General features: G+C 68.4%; 17 protein-coding genes. 7 read left to right on the plus strand and 10 right to left on the minus strand.

All coding sequences use genetic code 11. The annotated features are described in order from the left end of the window. The first annotated feature begins 1 nt into the window (after window position 1). Window positions 2-364, plus strand: coding sequence for a hypothetical protein (locus AWC30_RS04400; protein ID WP_085108995.1), 363 nt, complete (start codon window positions 2-4; stop codon window positions 362-364). 18 nt (window positions 365-382) lie between these two features. After that, window positions 383-1,270, plus strand: coding sequence for a glucose-1-phosphate thymidylyltransferase RfbA (gene rfbA / locus AWC30_RS04405; protein ID WP_085108996.1), 888 nt, complete (start codon window positions 383-385; stop codon window positions 1,268-1,270). Here the strand turns inward: rfbA and AWC30_RS04410 are convergent. Beyond that, window positions 1,254-1,913: a TetR/AcrR family transcriptional regulator gene (locus tag AWC30_RS04410; protein ID WP_234807935.1), complete on the minus strand. Its 660-nt coding sequence runs from the start codon at window positions 1,911-1,913 to the stop codon at window positions 1,254-1,256. The genes rfbA and AWC30_RS04410 overlap by 17 nt on opposite strands. 69 nt (window positions 1,914-1,982) lie before the next feature. Between AWC30_RS04410 and AWC30_RS04415 the strand changes: the two genes are divergently transcribed. Both AWC30_RS04415 and AWC30_RS04420 read left to right on the plus strand, forming a co-directional pair. Then, window positions 1,983-3,425 carry a carotenoid oxygenase family protein gene (locus AWC30_RS04415; RefSeq protein ID WP_085108998.1) on the plus strand — a complete coding sequence of 481 codons (1,443 nt, stop codon included), beginning with the start codon at window positions 1,983-1,985 and terminating at the stop codon, window positions 3,423-3,425. A 45-nt stretch (window positions 3,426-3,470) separates the two neighbouring features. After that, window positions 3,471-3,920, plus strand: coding sequence for a DUF1707 SHOCT-like domain-containing protein (locus AWC30_RS04420; protein ID WP_085108999.1), 450 nt, complete (start codon window positions 3,471-3,473; stop codon window positions 3,918-3,920). Here AWC30_RS04420 and AWC30_RS04425 read toward each other — a convergent pair. The 9 genes from AWC30_RS04425 to AWC30_RS04465 form a co-directional block, all read right to left on the minus strand. Then, window positions 3,908-5,197 carry a pyridoxal phosphate-dependent aminotransferase gene (locus tag AWC30_RS04425; protein ID WP_085109000.1) on the minus strand — a complete coding sequence of 430 codons (1,290 nt, stop codon included), beginning with the start codon at window positions 5,195-5,197 and terminating at the stop codon, window positions 3,908-3,910. The genes AWC30_RS04420 and AWC30_RS04425 overlap by 13 nt on opposite strands. 65 nt (window positions 5,198-5,262) lie before the next feature. Next, the gene (locus AWC30_RS04430; RefSeq protein ID WP_275993426.1) at window positions 5,263-8,265 is read right to left on the minus strand and encodes a (Fe-S)-binding protein; all 3,003 of its coding nucleotides are present in this window, start codon (window positions 8,263-8,265) and stop codon (window positions 5,263-5,265) included. A gap of 309 nt (window positions 8,266-8,574) precedes the next feature. Further along, complete coding sequence (locus tag AWC30_RS04435) at window positions 8,575-10,398, minus strand: Hsp70 family protein (RefSeq protein ID WP_109561922.1); 1,824 nt, start codon at window positions 10,396-10,398, stop codon at window positions 8,575-8,577. Between the two features lie 90 nt (window positions 10,399-10,488). Beyond that, the gene (locus AWC30_RS04440; RefSeq protein ID WP_085109002.1) at window positions 10,489-10,929 is read right to left on the minus strand and encodes a hypothetical protein; all 441 of its coding nucleotides are present in this window, start codon (window positions 10,927-10,929) and stop codon (window positions 10,489-10,491) included. Window positions 10,930-10,973: 44 nt separating this feature from the next. Continuing rightward, window positions 10,974-11,471: an oligopeptide transporter substrate-binding protein gene (locus AWC30_RS17720; RefSeq protein WP_165756425.1), complete on the minus strand. Its 498-nt coding sequence runs from the start codon at window positions 11,469-11,471 to the stop codon at window positions 10,974-10,976. 60 nt (window positions 11,472-11,531) lie between these two features. Then, window positions 11,532-12,461 carry an LLM class F420-dependent oxidoreductase gene (locus tag AWC30_RS04450; protein WP_085109003.1) on the minus strand — a complete coding sequence of 310 codons (930 nt, stop codon included), beginning with the start codon at window positions 12,459-12,461 and terminating at the stop codon, window positions 11,532-11,534. A gap of 36 nt (window positions 12,462-12,497) precedes the next feature. Further along, window positions 12,498-13,031, minus strand: a complete 534-nt coding sequence (locus tag AWC30_RS04455) for a hypothetical protein (RefSeq protein ID WP_085109160.1) — start codon at window positions 13,029-13,031, stop codon at window positions 12,498-12,500. Window positions 13,032-13,144: 113 nt separating this feature from the next. Then, window positions 13,145-13,336, minus strand: a complete 192-nt coding sequence (locus AWC30_RS04460) for a hypothetical protein (RefSeq protein WP_085109004.1) — start codon at window positions 13,334-13,336, stop codon at window positions 13,145-13,147. Further along, on the minus strand, window positions 13,333-14,778 hold the full coding sequence (locus AWC30_RS04465; RefSeq protein ID WP_234807936.1) for an amino acid permease: 1,446 nt from the start codon (window positions 14,776-14,778) through the stop codon (window positions 13,333-13,335). The genes AWC30_RS04460 and AWC30_RS04465 overlap by 4 nt, the downstream gene beginning before the upstream one ends. A 161-nt stretch (window positions 14,779-14,939) precedes the next feature. Between AWC30_RS04465 and AWC30_RS04470 the strand changes: the two genes are divergently transcribed. The 3 genes from AWC30_RS04470 to AWC30_RS04480 are packed head-to-tail and all read left to right on the plus strand — an operon-like array spanning window position 14,940 to window position 17,162. After that, complete coding sequence (locus tag AWC30_RS04470; RefSeq protein WP_085109005.1) at window positions 14,940-15,632, plus strand: cupin domain-containing protein; 693 nt, start codon at window positions 14,940-14,942, stop codon at window positions 15,630-15,632. 59 nt (window positions 15,633-15,691) lie between these two features. After that, window positions 15,692-16,708 carry a beta-ketoacyl-ACP synthase III gene (locus AWC30_RS04475; protein ID WP_085109006.1) on the plus strand — a complete coding sequence of 339 codons (1,017 nt, stop codon included), beginning with the start codon at window positions 15,692-15,694 and terminating at the stop codon, window positions 16,706-16,708. Window positions 16,709-16,718: 10 nt separating this feature from the next. Further along, window positions 16,719-17,162 (plus strand): nitroreductase/quinone reductase family protein, encoded by a 444-nt coding sequence (locus AWC30_RS04480; RefSeq protein ID WP_085109007.1) that lies wholly within the window; start codon window positions 16,719-16,721, stop codon window positions 17,160-17,162. The last annotated feature ends 53 nt before the right edge of the window (window positions 17,163-17,215 follow it).

The following is a 17,215-nucleotide window of genomic DNA, read 5'->3' on the forward strand; positions in this document are numbered from 1 at the left end:
CATGACGACATCGGAGATCGCCACCGTGCTGGCGTGGCACGACGCCCTCACCGCCACCGAACTGACGACGCTCGAGTCGCTGTCGGGCGAGGGCATCGACGTCGGCGACGCGCACGGCGGCGGCCAGGGTTACCAGGCACTGCGGGAATGGGCGAGGGCCGGCACGTTTCGCACCAAGGTCGGCCGGATGTACGTCCACGACGGCGTGGTGGTGGCCGAGCTGGTCCCGGCCGACGAGTCCGGGCAACCGGAAGCGGCGGCCTTCCAGGTAGCCCACGACCGGGTCACGTCGGTGTTCCGTCACCCCGACCTGCAGACCGCGCTGAGCGCCACCGGGCTCGGTGAAGCCGACCGCGTCGACTAGACCGTTTAAGCTCACGGCATGCGCGGGATCATCCTGGCAGGCGGTTCGGGCACGCGTCTGTATCCGATCACCCAAGGGGTGAGTAAGCAGTTGCTGCCGGTCTACGACAAGCCGCTGATCTACTACCCGCTCTCCACGTTGATCATGGCGGGGTTGCGTGACATCCAGGTGATCACCACCAGACATGACGCACCGGCATTCCAGCGGTTACTCGGCGATGGCGACGCCTTCGGGATCAACATCAGTTACGCGGTGCAGGATCAGCCCAACGGGCTGGCCCAGGCGTTCGTGATCGGGTCTCAACACATCGGAACCGATTCGGTCGCGTTGGTGTTGGGCGACAACATCTTCTACGGCCCGGAGCTCGGCACCAGCCTCAGCAGGTTCCAAAACGTCGAGGGCGGTTCGATTTTCGCGTACCGCGTCGCGAACCCGTCGGCCTACGGCGTGGTGGAGTTCGGCTCCGACGGCGCACCGATCTCGATCGAGGAGAAACCCGACGACCCGAAGTCGCACTACGCGGTCCCGGGGATGTACTTCTACGACAACGACGTCATCGAGATCGCGCGTGGACTGCAGCCGTCGGCGCGCGGCGAGTACGAGATCACCGAGATCAACCAGGCGTACCTCGAGCAAGGCCGACTCAGCGTGGAGGTGCTGGCACGCGGCACGGCTTGGTTGGACACCGGAACGTTCGACTCCCTGCTGGACGCCAGCGACTACGTCCGCACCCTGGAACGCCGGCAGGGATTGAAGATCAGCGTGCCCGAAGAGGTGGCGTGGCGGATGGGCTTCATCGACGACGATCAGTTGGCCGCCCGCGCGCATACCCTGTTGAACTCCGGATACGGCGCCTATCTGCTCGATCTGTTGGAACGCGGCGACGACTTCACCGTGCGGCGTTGAGTGCGATCGCGGCGCGGGCCCGGTGCATGGATTCATCGACCCGCGCCCGGTCGTCGCCCATCCCGACGAAGATGTCCTGAGTCATCGGCCCCATGATGCGGGTCACGGTGCTGCCGTCGGATTCGAAGTTGCCGACGATCTCCAACAGGGCGATGCCGTGCACCATGCTCCACATCCGCCCGGCGAGGTCCACCGGGTCGTCGGCGCGGATGCGCCCGGTGTCGATGATCCGCTGGAGCGCGGTGACCAGTTGATTGAAGGTCGCTGCCGCGACCGGTAACCCGGCTTCCTGGTCGGCACACGTTTGCGGAAGATCCAACCGGAACATCAATCGGTAGCGGTGCGGATCATCGAGTGCGAATCGGCGGTAGGCGTAGCCCATCACGAAGAAATCGGCCATCGGGTCGTCGGTGGCCGGCACCGCGGCCAGTGCTTCGCCGAACCGGGCGAACGATTCGGCCACGATCGCTTCGAGTAGGCCGGTCATCCCGCCGAAATGGGTGTAAACCGCCATCGTCGACACCCCGACTTCGGCGCAGACCCGCCGGGCTTGCAGCGCGCCGGGGCCGTCGCTGCGCAGCAGTCGTACGCCGGCCGCGATCAGGCGGTCGCGTGGCGAATCGGCTAGCTGGGGTGAACTCACCCTTGCCATCCTGCCATAACGGTGTTATACCTGACCAATAACATCGTTATTTGACCGTGGGAGGTCATCATGGACAACCGATACCTGCAGGGCGGCTACGCTCCGATCGAGCGCGAATACACCTTGACCGACCTCGCCGTGAGCGGGACGATCCCGGACTACTTGGACGGCCGCTACCTGCGCAACGGTCCCAACCCGATCGGCGAGATCGACCCGGCGCTGTATCACTGGTTCATCGGCGACGGCATGGTGCACGGCATCCGGCTGCGCGACGGCAAAGCCGAGTGGTATCGCAACCGCTACGTACGCGGACCGCTGGCCGCTGCGGCGCTCGGCGAGCCGGCGCCGCGAGGTCGGCATCTTGGCGCTTCGGCGATCGGGGCGAACACCAACGTGATCGGACATGCCGGTCGCACCCTGGCGCTGATCGAGGGCGGCATCTCCTGCTACGAGCTCACCGACGAACTCGACACCGTCGGGCCCTGTGACTTCGACGGCACCCTGCCCGGTGGCTATACCGCCCACCCCAAACGCGATCCCGCCACCGGGGAACTGCACGCGGTCTCATACGCCTTCAACCGCGGCAACACCGTGCAGTACTCGGTGATCGGCATCGATGGGCGCGCGCGGCGAACAGTCGACGTCGAGGTGGGCGGTTCGCCAATGATGCACGACTTCTCCTTGACCGAAAAGCATGTCGTGTTCTACGACCTGCCGGTCACCTTCGACGCACAGCAGGTGGTCGACGGCACCGTGCCGCGGCCGCTGCGCCTGCCGGCCCGGCTGATTCTGTCCGCATTGATCGGCCGGGTGCGCGTCCCGGACCCGATCACCGCGCGGCTGCCGATGCCCAAGGGCAGCGACCGCCGATTGCCCTACCGATGGAACCCGAACTACCCGGCGCGTGTCGGGGTGATGCCGCGCGACGGCGACAATTCCGACGTCCGGTGGTTCGACGTCGAACCCTGCTACGTGTTCCACCCGCTCAACGCCTACGACGACGGTGACACCGTGGTCCTCGACGTCGTGCGTCACCCGAAGATGTTCGACACCGACCTGCGCGGTCCGGGGGAGGGGCCGCCGGCCCTCGAGCGCTGGACGGTCGACCTGGCGGACGGCAAGGTCCGCGAGACACGCTTGGATGACCGCCCTCAGGAGTTCCCCCGGGTCGACGAGCGGCTGGTGGGCAAACGACACCGATTCGGCTACTCCGTCGGCGTCCGCGACGGCGACCCGGAGGCAGTGTTGTTCAAACATGACCTTCTCGGGGAAGCGGACGCAACGCGTTCATTCGGCCCAGGAAAGCAATTGGGCGAGTTCGTCTTCCATCCATCGGCGCCCGACGCCGCGGAAGATGACGGAGTGCTGATGGGCTACGTCTACGACGCACCCAGCGATCGCAGCGAACTGGCGATCCTGGACGCCGAAACCTTGGAAAGTGTCGCCGCCGTGCAGTTACCGCACCGGGTTCCGGCCGGTTTCCACGGAAACTGGGTGCCGTCCGGGCAGTGACGTCCTGCCCGGACACGCCGTCCGCAGACGACGAAAGGAGTTGAGATGAGCACCGATATGGTCACCGCGGGCGTGATGCGGGTCGGCGACCGGCAACGGGAACGCACCGCGGCTCGCCTCGGGCAGGCGCTGGAGCAGGGGTACCTCGCTATCGCAGAGTACGACGCCCGGATGGGGGAGGTGTACGCCGCTCGGACCGTCGCTGCGCTGGACGGGCTGGTCGCCGACCTGCCGGTCGAGCGGATCCGGCGCAATGACCCGCGCCGTCGCGGTGCCCGTCGTAGCGCCGCACGCTCGGGGTTTCGGATCCACCTGACCGCCTATCTGGCCGCCTCGGTGCTGATGGTCGTCATCTGGCTGGCGACCGGCGGGGGCTACTTCTGGCCGGTGTGGCCGGTCGTCGGTTGGGGCGTCGGCGTTGTCTCCCACGCAGTCTCGGTGTCCGCGTGCACGGCGCACCCCAGACCGGCACGGAGAGGGCCCTACTGGCGGTAGCTGGCCAGGAAGTTGCCGAGCCGATCGATGGCCCGGATGAGATCACGGCTCCACGGCAGGGTGACGATCCGCAGATGATCCGGTGCGGGCCAATTGAATCCGGTGCCCTGGGTCACCAGGATCTTCTCCTGCAGGAGAAGATCGAGTACCAGTTGCTCGTCGTCGGCGATGTCGTGGACGTCAGGGTCGAGTCGCGGGAACGCGTACAGCGCGCCGGCGGGTTTGACGCAGGAGACCCCGGGGATCTTGTTCAGTTGGGTCCAGGCGACGTCGCGCTGCTCGAGCAGGCGACCGCCGGGCAGCACCAGGTCGTCGATGCTCTGGTAGCCGCCGAGCGCCACCTGGATCGCGTGCTGCGCGGGCACGTTGGGGCACAGCCGCATGTTCGCGAGCAGGTGGATGCCCTCGAGGAAGCTCGCGGCGTTCTCCTTCGGGCCGGTGATCGTCAGCCACCCGGCGCGGTAGCCGGCGACCCGGTAGGCCTTGGAGAGCCCGTTGAAGGTCAGGCAGAGCAGGTCCGGCGCGAGGGCCGCGACGTTGATGTGCTCGGCGTCGTCGTAGAGGATCTTGTCGTAGATCTCGTCGGCGAGCAGCAGCAGTTGGTGCTTGCGCGCCAGTTCGACCATCTGGGTGAGGATCTCGCGCGTGTAGACCGCGCCGGTGGGGTTGTTGGGGTTGATCACCACCAGCGCCTTGGTGCGCTCGGTGATCCGTGACTCCAGGTCGGCCAGGTCGGGCTGCCAACCTTGGGTCTCGTCGCAGAGGTAGTGCACCGGGGTCCCGCCCGCCAGTGAGGTCGACGCGGTCCACAGCGGGTAGTCCGGCGCCGGGATCAGTACCTGGTCGCCGTTGTTCAACAGGGCCTGCAGGGTCATCGTGATCAGTTCGGAGACGCCGTTGCCCAGGTAGACGTCGTCGACGTCGAACGGCGGGAAGTCCTCGACGAGTTCGTAGCGGGTGACCACGGCGCGCCGCGCCGACAGGATGCCCTGCGAGTCGGAGTAGCCCTGCGAGTAGGGCAGCGCCTGGATCATGTCGCGCATGATCACGTCGGGCGCCTCGAACCCGAACGGGGCCGGGTTGCCGATGTTGAGCTTGAGGATCCGGTGGCCCTCCGCCTCCAAGCGGGCGGCGTGATCGTGCACCGGCCCGCGGATCTCGTAGAGGACGTCCTGCAGCTTCGCCGACTGCGCGAGCATGCGCGGGCGCTGGGGGACGCCGGTCTGGCCCGGCCACTGGTGTGTCGTCACGTCAACCATGGTGCCACGATTGTCCACTTGAAATTTGCCCGAAAAGAAGCCGGGGCCGTGAAAGCTCAGCAATCACGGCCCCGGGCTTCCGTTCAGCGTTTGCCCGGCGGGCGGGCGCCACGGGCGATTCCCAGGCCCTTGGCCTCCGGCTGGGACGCCGCCGGCTTGCCGGCCTCGTCGGACTTGTCCGGGGTCTTCTCGGCGGCCTTGTCGTCGGCCTTCTCGTCGATCCCGGACTTGCCCTTGACCTCGCCAGCGGTCTGGTCCTTGGCCTCCGCCGTGGCGGACTCGGATTCGACCTTGCCTTCCGGCTTGGACTCGGCCTTCTTCTCGTCGTCGGCCTGCGGCTTCGCTTCCGCCTTCGGCGCGGCCTTCTTCGCCCCCGGACGCTTGGCGCCGGCAGCGATCCCCAGACCCTTGACCGGAGCGGCCTGAGCCTGCTTGGCCGGCTTGGCGGCCTCGGCTTCGGTGGCCGCTGCCTCGCCGGGAGTGGCTTCCTCGGGCTTGGACTCCTCGGGCTTTGACTCCGCCTTCGCCGGAGCGGCCTTGGCCGCCGACTTCTTGGCCCCGGGGCGCTTGGCGCCGCCGGCGATGCCCAGACCCTTGACCGGAGCGGCCTTGGCGGTGTCGGTGTCGGCTTTGGCCTCCGCCTCGGCCGGCGCCGCCTCCGCCTTCGCCGCGCCGGCCTTCGCGCCCGGCTTCTTGGCGCCCGGGCGCTTGGCGCCGCCGGCGATGCCGAGGCCCTTGACCGGAGCAGCGGCCTCCTTCGGAGCCTCCGCAGGCGCCTCGGCCGGCGCCGTCTCCGCCGCCGGGGCTTCGGCAGCCGGCTTCTCGGCGGTGATCGTCGCGGTGGCCTTGGGTGCTTCCTCGGCGCGGGCGGCGGCCGCCTCCGCGGCGGCCCCCTTGGTCGGCAGGGTGAGGCCGTCGCGGTCCAGCGAGCCGAGCAGCAGCTGAGCGATGTCGCGCACCTGCACGCCCTCGCGGCCGGCGGCCTCCTGCCGGTCATCGACACCGTCGGTGATCATCACCCGGCAGAACGGGCAGGCGGTGGCGATCGTGTCGGCCCCGGTGGCCATCGCCTCGTCGACCCGCTCGTGGTTGACGCGCTTACCGATGTGCTCTTCCATCCACATCCGCGCACCACCCGCACCGCAGCACAGTGCCCGGTCCCGCGACCGCGGCATCTCGATCAGGTCCGCACCGGAGGAGGTGACCACCTCGCGAGGCGGCTCGTAGACCTTGTTGTGCCGGCCCAGGAAACACGGGTCGTGGTAGGTGATCTTCTGGTTGATCGGCTTGACCGGAACCAGCTTCTTGTCCCGGACCAGCCGGTTGAGGATCTGACTGTGGTGCAGCACGGTGTAGTTGCTACCCAGCTGCGGGTACTCGCGTCCGATCGTGTTGAAGCAGTGCGGGCAGCTCGCGATGATCTTGCGGTCGACGGTCTCGACACCCTCGAACAGGTCATTGAGGGTTTCGACGTTCTGCGTCGCCAACTGCTGGAACAAGAACTCGTTGCCAGAGCGCCGCGCCGGGTCCCCGGTGCAGGTCTCCCCGGTACCCAGGACCAGGAATTTGACGCCCGCGGCGGCCAGCAGTTCGGCAACGGCCTTGGTGGTCTTCTTGGCACGGTCCTCGTAGGCGCCTGCGCAACCCACCCAGAACAGGTACTCGAAGCCGTCGAAGCTGTCGACGTCCTGGCCGTAAACCGGCACGTCGAACTCGACCTCGTCGATCCAGCTCGTGCGCTCGCTGGCGTTTTGACCCCAGGGGTTGCCCTTGGTCTCCAGGTTCTTGAACAGCACCGCGAGCTCGGAGGGGAACTCCGACTCCATCAGCACCTGGTAGCGGCGCATGTCCAGGATGTGGTCGATGTGCTCGATGTCGACGGGGCACTGCTCGACGCAGGCACCGCAGTTGGTGCACGACCACAGCACGTCCGGGTCGATGACGCCGAACTCCTCCTCGGTGCCGACCAGCGGGCGGGTGGCCTGGTCGTCACCGTGACCGAGCACGCGACCGAAGCCGGCCTCGGGGATGTGCCGGTCCTGCTCGTGTGGCGCGTTCGGGTCGAACGGCTCGGTCGGCATCGGCTTGTCGCCCAACAGGTACGGCGCCTTGGCCATCCAGTGGTCCCGCAGGTCCATGATGAGCAGCTTCGGCGACAGCGGTTTGCCGGTGTTCCAGGCCGGGCACTGCGACTGGCAGCGGCCGCACTCGGTACAGGTGGCGAAGTCGAGCATGCCCTTCCAGGTGAAGTCCTCGATCTTGCCGCGGCCGAACACCGCGTCCTCCGGCGGGTCCTCGAAGTCGACCGGCTTGCCGTCGTACTCGATCGGGAGCAGTTCGCCCAGCCCGTCCGGCAGGCGCTTGAAGGTGACGTTGATCGGCGCCAGGAAGATGTGCAGGTGCTTGGAGTGCAGCACGATGATCAGGAAGGCCAGCATCACCGCGATGTGGGCCAGCAGCGATCCCGTCTCGATCCATTCGTTGGCGGAGTGGCTCAGCCCCGACATCAGCTTGCCCATCAGCTGCGACAGGAACGCGCCGTTGCCGTAAGGCAGAGTGCCGTTGTTGGCGGCCGCGCCGCGCAGCGGCAGGAAGGTCAGGACGACCAGCCCGATCATGAACAGGATCAGCCACGCGCCGCCGTTGTGCGAGCCGTAGAAGCGCGACGAGCGGCCGTGCTCCGCGGGGTTGCGGACGATGCGGATGATCATGAACACCACGATCGAGATGGTGACCGCGGTGATGAAGAAGTCCTGCAGGAAGCCCAGCGCGTCCCAGTGCCCGATGATCGGGATGGCGAAGCCGTCTTTGAACAGCAGGCCGTAGGCCTCGATGTAGACGGTGAGCAGCACGAAGAACGCCCACATGGTGAAGAAGTGCGCCGCGCCGGGGATCGACCATTTCAGCAGCTTGGCCTGCCCGGCCACCTCGCTGATCTGCGCCCAGAGCCGGGACGGGATCTGAGTGTCGCGGCCGCTGGTTTTCTTGCCCGCCATGACGAGTCGGTACAACCACAGGATGCGGCGGGCCGAGAAGAACCCGACCACCGCGGTCATGCCCAGGCCCACGACCAGTCTGATCAGCATCTGCGTCTCCACCGGGTGCCCTCCCAGAGCTATAAGTTACCCATCGGTAACCCAACCGTTGTTACCAGCCGGTAACTTGTGTTTGCTGCCTGCTCAATAGTGACATCATTGTCCTATGGCATCGCCACACAGGTTGCCCTAACCCGGGATTTGGCCGAACGATCCGCAGGCCGTCTCGGAAGGGACGCCAAACGCCGGACCGGCGGCGGTCGCCCCTGAAAACGACACTCCAGCGGCGCCGCACCGCGATTTTTCGGCCTATAACCCCGTCTGGACGTCGATTTCAGGGGAGAAGCCCGGCCCGCGGGCTCAGCCTTCGTCGCCGGTGTCGGTTCCGCCCTGCGTCGGTGCGGCCTCACTGGTGGCTGGTGGTGCCTGCGTGGTCGTCGGGGCTTGCGTGGTGGTCGGTGCCTCGGTGGTGGGCTGTGTGGTGGTGGGTTGGGTGGTCGTCGCCTGAGTGGTCGTGGTCGTCGGCGCCTCGGTGGTCGTGGTCGGCGCGGTGGTGGTCGTCTCGGAGGTGGTCTCGGCGCTGGTCGACTCCGTCGGGGCCTCGGTGGTGGTCTCCGGCGGCGGGATCGTCGACAGTGACGGCTGCCCGTCCGGGCCGGTGACGGTCACGGTCACCGGCGGGGGCGCCTCGACCGGGCTGCTGACGCCTGGTTTGTCGGTCTCGGAGCCGTCCGAACCGGTGAGGCTGTAGAGCAGGCCCGCGCCGGCTACCACGGCCAGCAGCGCCGCCAACGCGAACAGAACCGGCGGGCGGCGGTACCACGGCAGCGGCGCGGAGTAGGGCTCGTCGAATGCGGTGGGTGGGGGTGCGGAGTAGCCGGTGTCGGGATAATAGCCGAGGTCCGGTTCGCCGCCGACATAGGGAACCGGTTCGCCGGGACCGGTGTCGTCCTGCGACCACGCCAGTTCCGGTTCCGGGACGTCGGACGTCGGCGCCGAGGTGAACATCGTTTCCCCGGTGTCGCGGGCCGCCGGCGCGGCGCGGGTCGCGTCGGCCGGCGGGACCGGCGCCGCCGTGGTGGCGTCGGCCGGTGGCGGCCAGGCTCCGGTCGGCGCTGCGCCTACCGGGGGCGGGACCGGTGACCGCATCGTGGAGGTGGCCGGCGTCGTGCCGCGCTCGGCGAGAAGCCGGGCGCCGGCCGCCGCGGTCGCGGCGGGGTGCGCGGGGGTGATCACCGGCACCCGCAGTCGCTGGCCGAGCAGGTCGGCGAGCATCGGCAGGTTCGCGCCGCCGCCGACGGCGGCGATCGCGGTGAGCCGCTCCGGCGCGGTCCCACTGTTGGCCAGCGTCTCGGCGAGAGCGTCGGCGAATGCGGTGGCCGGTTCGGCGATGAGGTTCTGCAGGCCGGCCCGGGTCACCTCGACCGACTCGCCGGGCCCGCGAGCGCCGGCCGTCACGGTCGCCGTCGCAGACTCCGCCAGGCGTTCCTTGGCGGCGCGGCATTCCTCGCGCAGTCGCGCCAGTGAACTGGTCGCCGCGGTGGCGGAGTCGCCGGTGTCCGGCAGCCGGGACAGCACATGGTTGAGCACCGCCTCGTCGACCAGGTCGCCGGAGAAACCTCCGTAGCGGACCGTGCGGCCGATCGGGGTGAACCCGGTGGCCGCGTCGGCGACGGTGACGCTGGTCCCGGTACCGCCGAAGTCGGCGAGCAACACGATGCCCGTGCGCGGCATGCCGGGCTCGTCGGCCAGCGCCGCCAGGGCGGCCGCGGCATCGGGGATCAGGGTCGGCGTCGCGCCGCCCGCCCCCAGCCGCGTGCCCGCCAGTGCGGTGCGCAGCGCGTCGAAGACGTGCGGGTCCCAGTGCGCCGGTACCGCGATCGCCACCGGCGCGCCGTATCCGGCGGTGCGCGCGAGCGCGTCGAGTGCTTCGGCGGCCAACACCTCGCCACGGTGGCTGGAGCCGTCGGCGGCCACCAGTGGCACCGGGTCGCCGATCCGCTGTACGAACCCGCGCAGCACGGTGCCGGGCTCGGTGAGGTTCGGGTTCTCGGCGGGCACGCCGACCTCGGGGGGCCGGTGGTCGAAGAAGGTGAGCACACAGCGGCGGATCAGCGGCGACTGCCCGCTCCGGGTGGCTGCCAGGTTGGTCATCCCGATCGACAGACCCAGCGAGTCGCTCATTCTGCGGGCACCTCGTATATCGCTAGTTGGCCGACGAAGCCTCAACGATAACCGTTACGGCGGTGATCACCGCGTCGCGCAACACCCGGTTCAGGGCAGGTCGGGCAGCGTGATTTCGGTGGGCAGGTCCGGCAACTGCGGGATCTCGGGCAGCGTGATCGTCGACGGGATGTGCGGCCGCCGGTGGGTCGTGCTGGTGGTTTCCGGCGCCTGGGTCTCCGCGGTCTCCTGCGGGGTCTGCTCCTCCGCGGACCGGCTGGTGGTGGTCGGCGTGGTGGCGGTCGTGGTGGTCGGCGAGGTGCTGCTCGTCGTGGTCGTCGAGGACACGCTGGTGGTCGATGACGGGGCCTGCGGGAACGTCGGTCCGGTGTTGCCGCTGAACAGCGTGATCACTCCCCAGGTGATCAACGCGATGAGGAGCAGAACCAGGATGAGCCAGCCGACCAGCAGCGGCGGTTTGCGGTACCACGGGGTCGGCCGCGGGTTCGCGTCATCGCCGAAGGAGACGGTCTGGTCGTCATAACCTGCCACGGGAAGTGAGTTTAACGGCTCCGGTCAGGCCGCGGCGGCATGAATCAGCCGGGAATGTCCGGGTAATCCTCGACCGGCGGCGGATTCTGTTCGGCGGGAAGCAGCGGCCCGGTCGGCGTCGTGGTGGTCGTGGTGGTCACCGGGGGAGTCGTCTCGGTGGTCTCGGTCGTCTCGGTGGTCTCGGTCGTGGTCGGCTCGGTGGTGGTGGTCTCGGTCGTGGTCGGTTCGGTGGTCGTGGTTGTGGTCGTTGTCGTGGTGGTCGTCGGAACGGTCGTGGTCGGCGGCGGCGCGACCGGGGGCGCGGTCGTGGTCGTCGTCGTGGTGGTGGGCGCCGGTGCGGTGCCGCTCTCGTTGTGGAGCAACACGATGAGCCCGTACACGATGACCCCGATCAGGGCGGCGATCAACACGCCCCACCCGATCAGCGCTGCCGGCTTGAGGTACCAGGGGGTGGGCCGCTCCGCGTTGGGGTCCTCGGAGTAGCTGCCGAAGTACTCGGTCGGTTCGTTGCCCGGGTCGTCGGGTGTCTGGTTACGCGCCACGGAACCAGATAGTAAGTCGTCCCGGCGCGTCGTGGGGCCGACTTGCCGGATGCGGGCCGCTCAGAACTGGCGCGCGACCTCGTGAGCGAACAGTTCGAGGTGGTCGAGGTCGGCGAGGTCGAGCACCTGCAGATACACCCGCTGGACGCCGACTTCGACCGCGGCGCCGAGCTGGTCGACGATCTGGTCGGGTGTGCCGACCAGTGGAGTGTTGGACTGCAATTCGTCGAGGTCGCGGCCGATGGCGGCAGCGCGGCGGGCCACTTCGGCGTCGTCGCGACCGGCGCAGACCACGAACGCCGCAGAGTAGGTCATCGATCCCGGGTCCCGGCCGATCGAGGAGACCGCCTCACCCACCCGACGGTATTGGGTTTCGATGGTTTCGATCGAGGCGAACGGCACGTTGAATTCGTCGGCGAAGGTGGCGGCCAGCAAGGGCGTGCGCCGCGCACCCAGCCCGCCGACGATGATCGGCGGGTGGGGCTGCTGCACCGGCTTGGGCAACGCCGGCGAACCGGCGATCGCGTAGTGCCCGCCGGCGTAGTCGAACAGTTCGCCGTCCGGGGCGGTCCACAAGCCGGTGATGATCTCCAGTTGCTCGGTGAGACGGGCGAAGCGTTCACCGAGCGGTGGGAACGGGATCGCATAGGCGCGGTGCTCGTCCTCGAACCAGCCGGCACCGATTCCGAACTCGACGCGCCCGCCGCTCATCGCGTCGACCTGGGCGACCGAGATCGCCAGCGGGCCCGGGTGACGGAAGGTCGCCGAGGTGACCAGCGTGCCGAGCCGGATCGTGGTGGTCTCGCGAGCCAATGCACCCAACGTCACCCACGAGTCGGTGGGGCCGGGCAGCCCCTCGCCGCTCATCGCGACGTAGTGATCGGACCGGAAGAAGGCGGAGAAGTTCAACTCCTCGGCGGCTCGGGCGACCGCCAGTTGGTCGGTGTAGCTGGCGCCCTGCTGCGGCTCGACGAATACCCGGAAGTCCATGAGCGCCAGACTAGGGGCTGGATGTGGCGGTGGTGCTCAAAAGGTGTCGACGCGCTCGATGCTGACGAACATGCCGTGGCCGGTGCCGGCGTTGGTGAAGCGGGTTCCGTCGAAGGTCGCGTCGATGTCCCAGCCCTGCGCCCGGTAGCGGCGGTAATCGAGGGTGACCGTCGGTATCGCCCCCAGGTTTCCCAGCACCCACTCCACCTGACCGTCGGCGGTGATGCGGACACCGTTGGCGCGGCCGCCGTCGCGCATCGGCGAATCGGTGAACGGGGCCTCGCATCCGACGCTGGCCAGGGAGATCTGGCAGCGCGTCTTTCCCGACTTGGTGGCGATGAAGACCAGACCGCTGTCGTCGGCGGGCAGTTCGGTGACCCCGGCCGGTGCGGAGGTGGTGGCGCTCGTCGACGGCGTGGGTGTCGACGTGGTGGTGGGGCGCGGCGGCGGGGTCGGGCGGGTCGTCTTCGGGAACGTCGGTTCGGGAGGGCCGGCTCCCGGCCCGGCGACCGGGCGGCCGTCGACGGTGTTGGTGCACGCGGCGGCCAGTGCCAGCCCGGTCATGGCCATCGCCGCGCCGACCAGCCGCACAGTAGTGGTCACGATCTTGTTCTCCGATCCCCCGCGAATCGGCTCCAGACTACGCAGCGGCTGACGCGTGCCGGCCCGTGACGCGCGGGCCGTCAGGAGAAGTCGCGGAAGGCGAGTGCGAACCCGGCGACGAACACGACAGCCGCGGTGGCATAGCCCAGCGCCGACCACCAGCCGACGTCGAGATATTTGGTGACGGCGACCAGCGCCAGGGCCACAAAGACCAGCGTCATGCCGTACAGCGGTGGGCGGTAGGCGTACCGGTTGGGTTTCGGGTCGCTCATGCCGATGTCTCCGTGGTGGTCTCGTACTCGGCGGCGGTGGCCTGGACGCGGTTGCGCACCAGGTACCAGCCGCCGACCAACGTCGGAATGCCGACCAGCGCTGCGGTGCGGATCCACACGCCGTACTCGGGGTCGAACAGCATCAGCACCACGACCCCGGCCAGGAAGACCAAGGTGGCGTAGCCGCTGTACGGAGCCAGTGGCATCCGGAAGGTCGGGCGTTCCAGCACCCCGGCGCGGGTCAGGGCGTGGAAGCGCAGCTGGCAGGAGACGATCGTGGCCCAGGCCGCGAGCACCCCGAGCGCGGCGATGTTCAAGACGATCTCGAAGGCGTGTTCGGGCACCACCGCGTTCAGTGCCACCCCGAACAGCCCGATCCCGCTGGTGAGCAGGATCCCGCCGTAGGGGACGCCGCTTTTCGACATCACCGCGGTGAACCGCGGTCCGCTGCCGTTGACGGCCATCGACCGCAGGATGCGTCCGGTGGAATACAGCCCCGCGTTGAGGCTGGACAGTGCGGCGGTGAGCACCACCAGGTTCATCAGCCCGCCGGCGCCCTCGAAGCCGATCTTGGAGAAGAAGGTGACGAACGGGCTCTCGTGTGCTCGGTAGGCGGTGTAGGGCAGCAGCAGCGCCAGCAGCACCACCGAGCCGACGTAGAAGATCGCGATGCGTGCGATCACCGAGTTGATCGCACGGGGCATCACCTTCTCCGGTTCCTCGGTTTCACCGGCGGCGGTGCCGACCAACTCCACCGCGGCGTAGGCGAACACCACCCCGGAGGTCACCAGCACCAGGGGGACCAACCCGGTGGGGAAGAAGCCGCCGCTCTCGTGCCACAGTGCCAGCCCGGTGTCATGGCCCTCGATCTCGTAGCGACCGGCCAGGAACACGGTGCCGACCACCAGGAAGGTCAGCAGGGCCACCACCTTGATCAGCGCCGCCCAGAACTCCAGTTCGCCGAAGAGTTTCACCGAGATCAGATTCATCGCGACCACGCTGACCAGGGCCGCCAGCGCCAGCAGCCACTGCGGGATCACCTGGAACAGGCCCCAGTAGTGGAAGTAGGTGGCGATCGCGGTGATGTCGACGATGCTGGTCATCGCCCAGTTCAGGAAATACATCCAGCCGGCCACGAACGCGACTTTCTCGCCGAAGAACTCGCGGGCGTAGGACACGAACGAACCCGACGACGGCCGGTGCAGTACCAGTTCACCCAGCGCGCGCAGGATCAGAAAGACGAACGCGCCGCAGATCCCGTAGATCAGAAACAGGCTCGGCCCGGCCGACGCGAGCCGGCCGCCGGCGCCGAGGAACAAGCCGGTGCCGATGGCCCCGCCGATCGCGATCATCTGCAGTTGGCGTGGCTTGAGGCCCTTGTGGTAGCCGGCATCCTCGCGGGTGAGCCGGCCCGCGGCGGGACCGGGTGAGGGCTGGGGCAAGGCAGTCCTTGATGTCGGGGTGTGGCCGGTGGCATGCGCGGTGACCGGGCCGTGGGCACCGGCTAGATCCTAAGGCCACCAGGGTCCGCAGGCGGCACCCGTCGCGGCGCGGTCGGTCCAAAAGCCTCCGCTGGGCGGTGGCCACTCACTACGCTGATGCGATGCCGCTGAGTCGACGCAGGGTGCTCGGTGGCGCCGGGCTGGTGGGCGCCGGCGCACTCGGCGGGGTGGCCGCCGACCGCGGCATCGCCGAGATCGGGCCGGCCGACCGGCCCGAGCCGCCGGCCACGGCCGATGACGCCGCCCGGTTCGGCGATCCGAGGATTCCGGCCGAACTCGGCTACACCCATTCGCATCTGTTCCACCTGGCGGCGTTGGCGCCCACCGAATTCGACGGCGGCCGCTTGCGGCAGGCACACCGCGGCAACTTCCCCATCCTGACCGGCCAGGAGGCCAGTGTCGTGATGGTGACGCTGGAACCGGGCGGCATCCGCGAACCGCACTGGCATCCCAGCGCGTGGGAGATCAGCGTCATCACCGACGGCACCGCGAGTTGGACCCTGCTCGACCCGCTCGGAAACGCGGAAAGCTTCGACGCCGGCCCCGGCGACGTGGTGTTCGCACCGCAGGGCTCGCTGCACTACTTCGAGAACAAGGGCTCGACGGACCTGAAGGCGCTGATCATCTTCAACGCCAGCACCGAGGAGGGCCGCGACGACATCGGGATCGGCGCCTCGATCAGCAAACTGCCGCCGGAGGTGCTCGCCGCGGTGTTCGGTGTGCCGGCCGAGACGTTCGCCGCGTTCCGCAAGATCGACCACTCCATCACGATCACTCGACGAGGGGGAAACTGACCATCTCGACAACCGTCCTCTTAGACTTACTAGCTATCTAGCGCATAGGATGGCCCGCCATGAACGGGATTGCGGCGGTCAGCGGCACCGGCAACGTCGGACTGCTCAGCATCGGGGCGTACCGGCCCGCCCGGGTGGTCACCAACGACGAGATCTGCGAGAACATCGATTCCTCTGATGAGTGGATCTACACCCGCACCGGGATCAAGACCCGCAGGTTCGCCGCTCGCGACGAGTCGGTCACGTCGATGGCGATCGAGGCCGGTCGACGCGCGATCGCCAATGCGCTGCTGAACGGCGCCGACATCGACGCCGTGATCGTGGCGACCAACACCCATTTCGTGCAGACGCCGTCATCGGCCCCGATGGTCGCATCGGCCGTCGGAGCGCACGGGGTGCCCGGATTCGACATCAGCGTGGGCTGCGCCGGATTCGGCTACGCCCTGGGGGTGGCCGCGGACATGGTGCGCGCAGGCAGTGCACGCACCGTATTGGTCATCGGTTCGGAAAAGCTGTCACCGACCCTGGACATGCACGATCGCGGCAACTGCTTCATCTTCGCCGACGGCGCGGGGGCGGTCGTCGTCGGTGAGACCCCCGATCTCGGTATCGGTCCCACCGTGTGGGGCAGCGACGGTGAGCAGAGCGCCGCGGTGCGCCAGGACATCGACTGGATCGATTACACCGAGAATCCCACCGGGGACCGGCCGTTTCTGCGAATGGAGGGCACCGCGGTCTTCCGGTGGGCGGCGTTCGAGATGAGCAAGGCGGCTGTCCGAGCGCTCGAGGCGGCCAAGGTCGGTCCCGAAGACCTCAACGCCTTCGTTCCGCACCAAGCCAACAGCCGGATCAACGAACTGCTCGCCAAGAGCTTGCAGTTACCCGATGGCGTCGTGGTGGCCAACGACATCGTCCACACCGGCAACACCTCGGCCGCTTCGGTCCCGTTGGCCATGGAGGAACTGTTGTCCACCGGCGCCGCCGAGCCGGGTGGTCTGGCGCTGCTGCTCGGGTACGGCGCCGGCCTCAGTTACGCCGCGCAGGTCGTCAAGCTGCCGCCGGTGCCGTTCGAATAGGGGATTGCCGGTGCCCGATCGCTATGAGGAGCCCGGTCGCGTCGCCCGGGTGGGCAACACGGTGATCCGGTGGCTTGCCGAGGTCGGCGTCAGTATCGCGGGGAGCCGCGCGCTGACGGTGCGCGGTCGCCGCAGCGGGCTCCCCCGACACGTGGTGGTCAATGTGTTGAGTAGCGAGGGGGTGGACTACCTCGTATCTCCGCGCGGCCAGACCCAGTGGGTCCGCAATGCCCGCGCAGCCGGGGAAGTGGAACTCGGACCCCGGTGGGCCCGGCGTCGGATGGCCGTCACCGAGATCGCCGACGAAGCCAAGCCGCAGTTGTTGCGCCGCTACCTGGCGCGCTGGCATTGGCAGGTCAAGGGAGTCGTGCTCGGGTTGACCCCGGAATCCGGCGACAGTGAGCTGGCGGCCGCCGCGCCGTCCTTTCCGGTCTTCGCGCTCAGCCGTTATTGACCGATCGCGTGGTTTTCCGCCTGGATCCGCTATGCGTTCTGGCCGCCACCGAT

The sequence above is a fragment of the Mycolicibacillus trivialis genome, from assembly GCF_002102395.1.
GTDB lineage: Bacteria > Actinomycetota > Actinomycetes > Mycobacteriales > Mycobacteriaceae > Mycobacterium > Mycobacterium triviale.

Coding starts and splice junctions, on each gene's coding strand:
- AWC30_RS04455 (WP_085109160.1), bottom strand. CDS start 13,031: ATGGCCATGACCGGGCTGGCACTGGCCGCCGCGTGCACCAACACCGTC.
- AWC30_RS04400 (WP_085108995.1), top strand. CDS start 2: ATGACGACATCGGAGATCGCCACCGTGCTGGCGTGGCACGACGCCCTC.
- AWC30_RS04430 (WP_275993426.1), bottom strand. CDS start 8,265: ATGCTGATCAGACTGGTCGTGGGCCTGGGCATGACCGCGGTGGTCGGG.
- AWC30_RS04470 (WP_085109005.1), top strand. CDS start 14,940: ATGCCGCTGAGTCGACGCAGGGTGCTCGGTGGCGCCGGGCTGGTGGGC.
- AWC30_RS04475 (WP_085109006.1), top strand. CDS start 15,692: ATGAACGGGATTGCGGCGGTCAGCGGCACCGGCAACGTCGGACTGCTC.
- AWC30_RS04415 (WP_085108998.1), top strand. CDS start 1,983: ATGGACAACCGATACCTGCAGGGCGGCTACGCTCCGATCGAGCGCGAA.
- AWC30_RS04460 (WP_085109004.1), bottom strand. CDS start 13,336: ATGAGCGACCCGAAACCCAACCGGTACGCCTACCGCCCACCGCTGTAC.
- AWC30_RS04420 (WP_085108999.1), top strand. CDS start 3,471: ATGAGCACCGATATGGTCACCGCGGGCGTGATGCGGGTCGGCGACCGG.
- AWC30_RS04450 (WP_085109003.1), bottom strand. CDS start 12,461: ATGGACTTCCGGGTATTCGTCGAGCCGCAGCAGGGCGCCAGCTACACC.
- rfbA (WP_085108996.1), top strand. CDS start 383: ATGCGCGGGATCATCCTGGCAGGCGGTTCGGGCACGCGTCTGTATCCG.
- AWC30_RS04435 (WP_109561922.1), bottom strand. CDS start 10,398: ATGAGCGACTCGCTGGGTCTGTCGATCGGGATGACCAACCTGGCAGCC.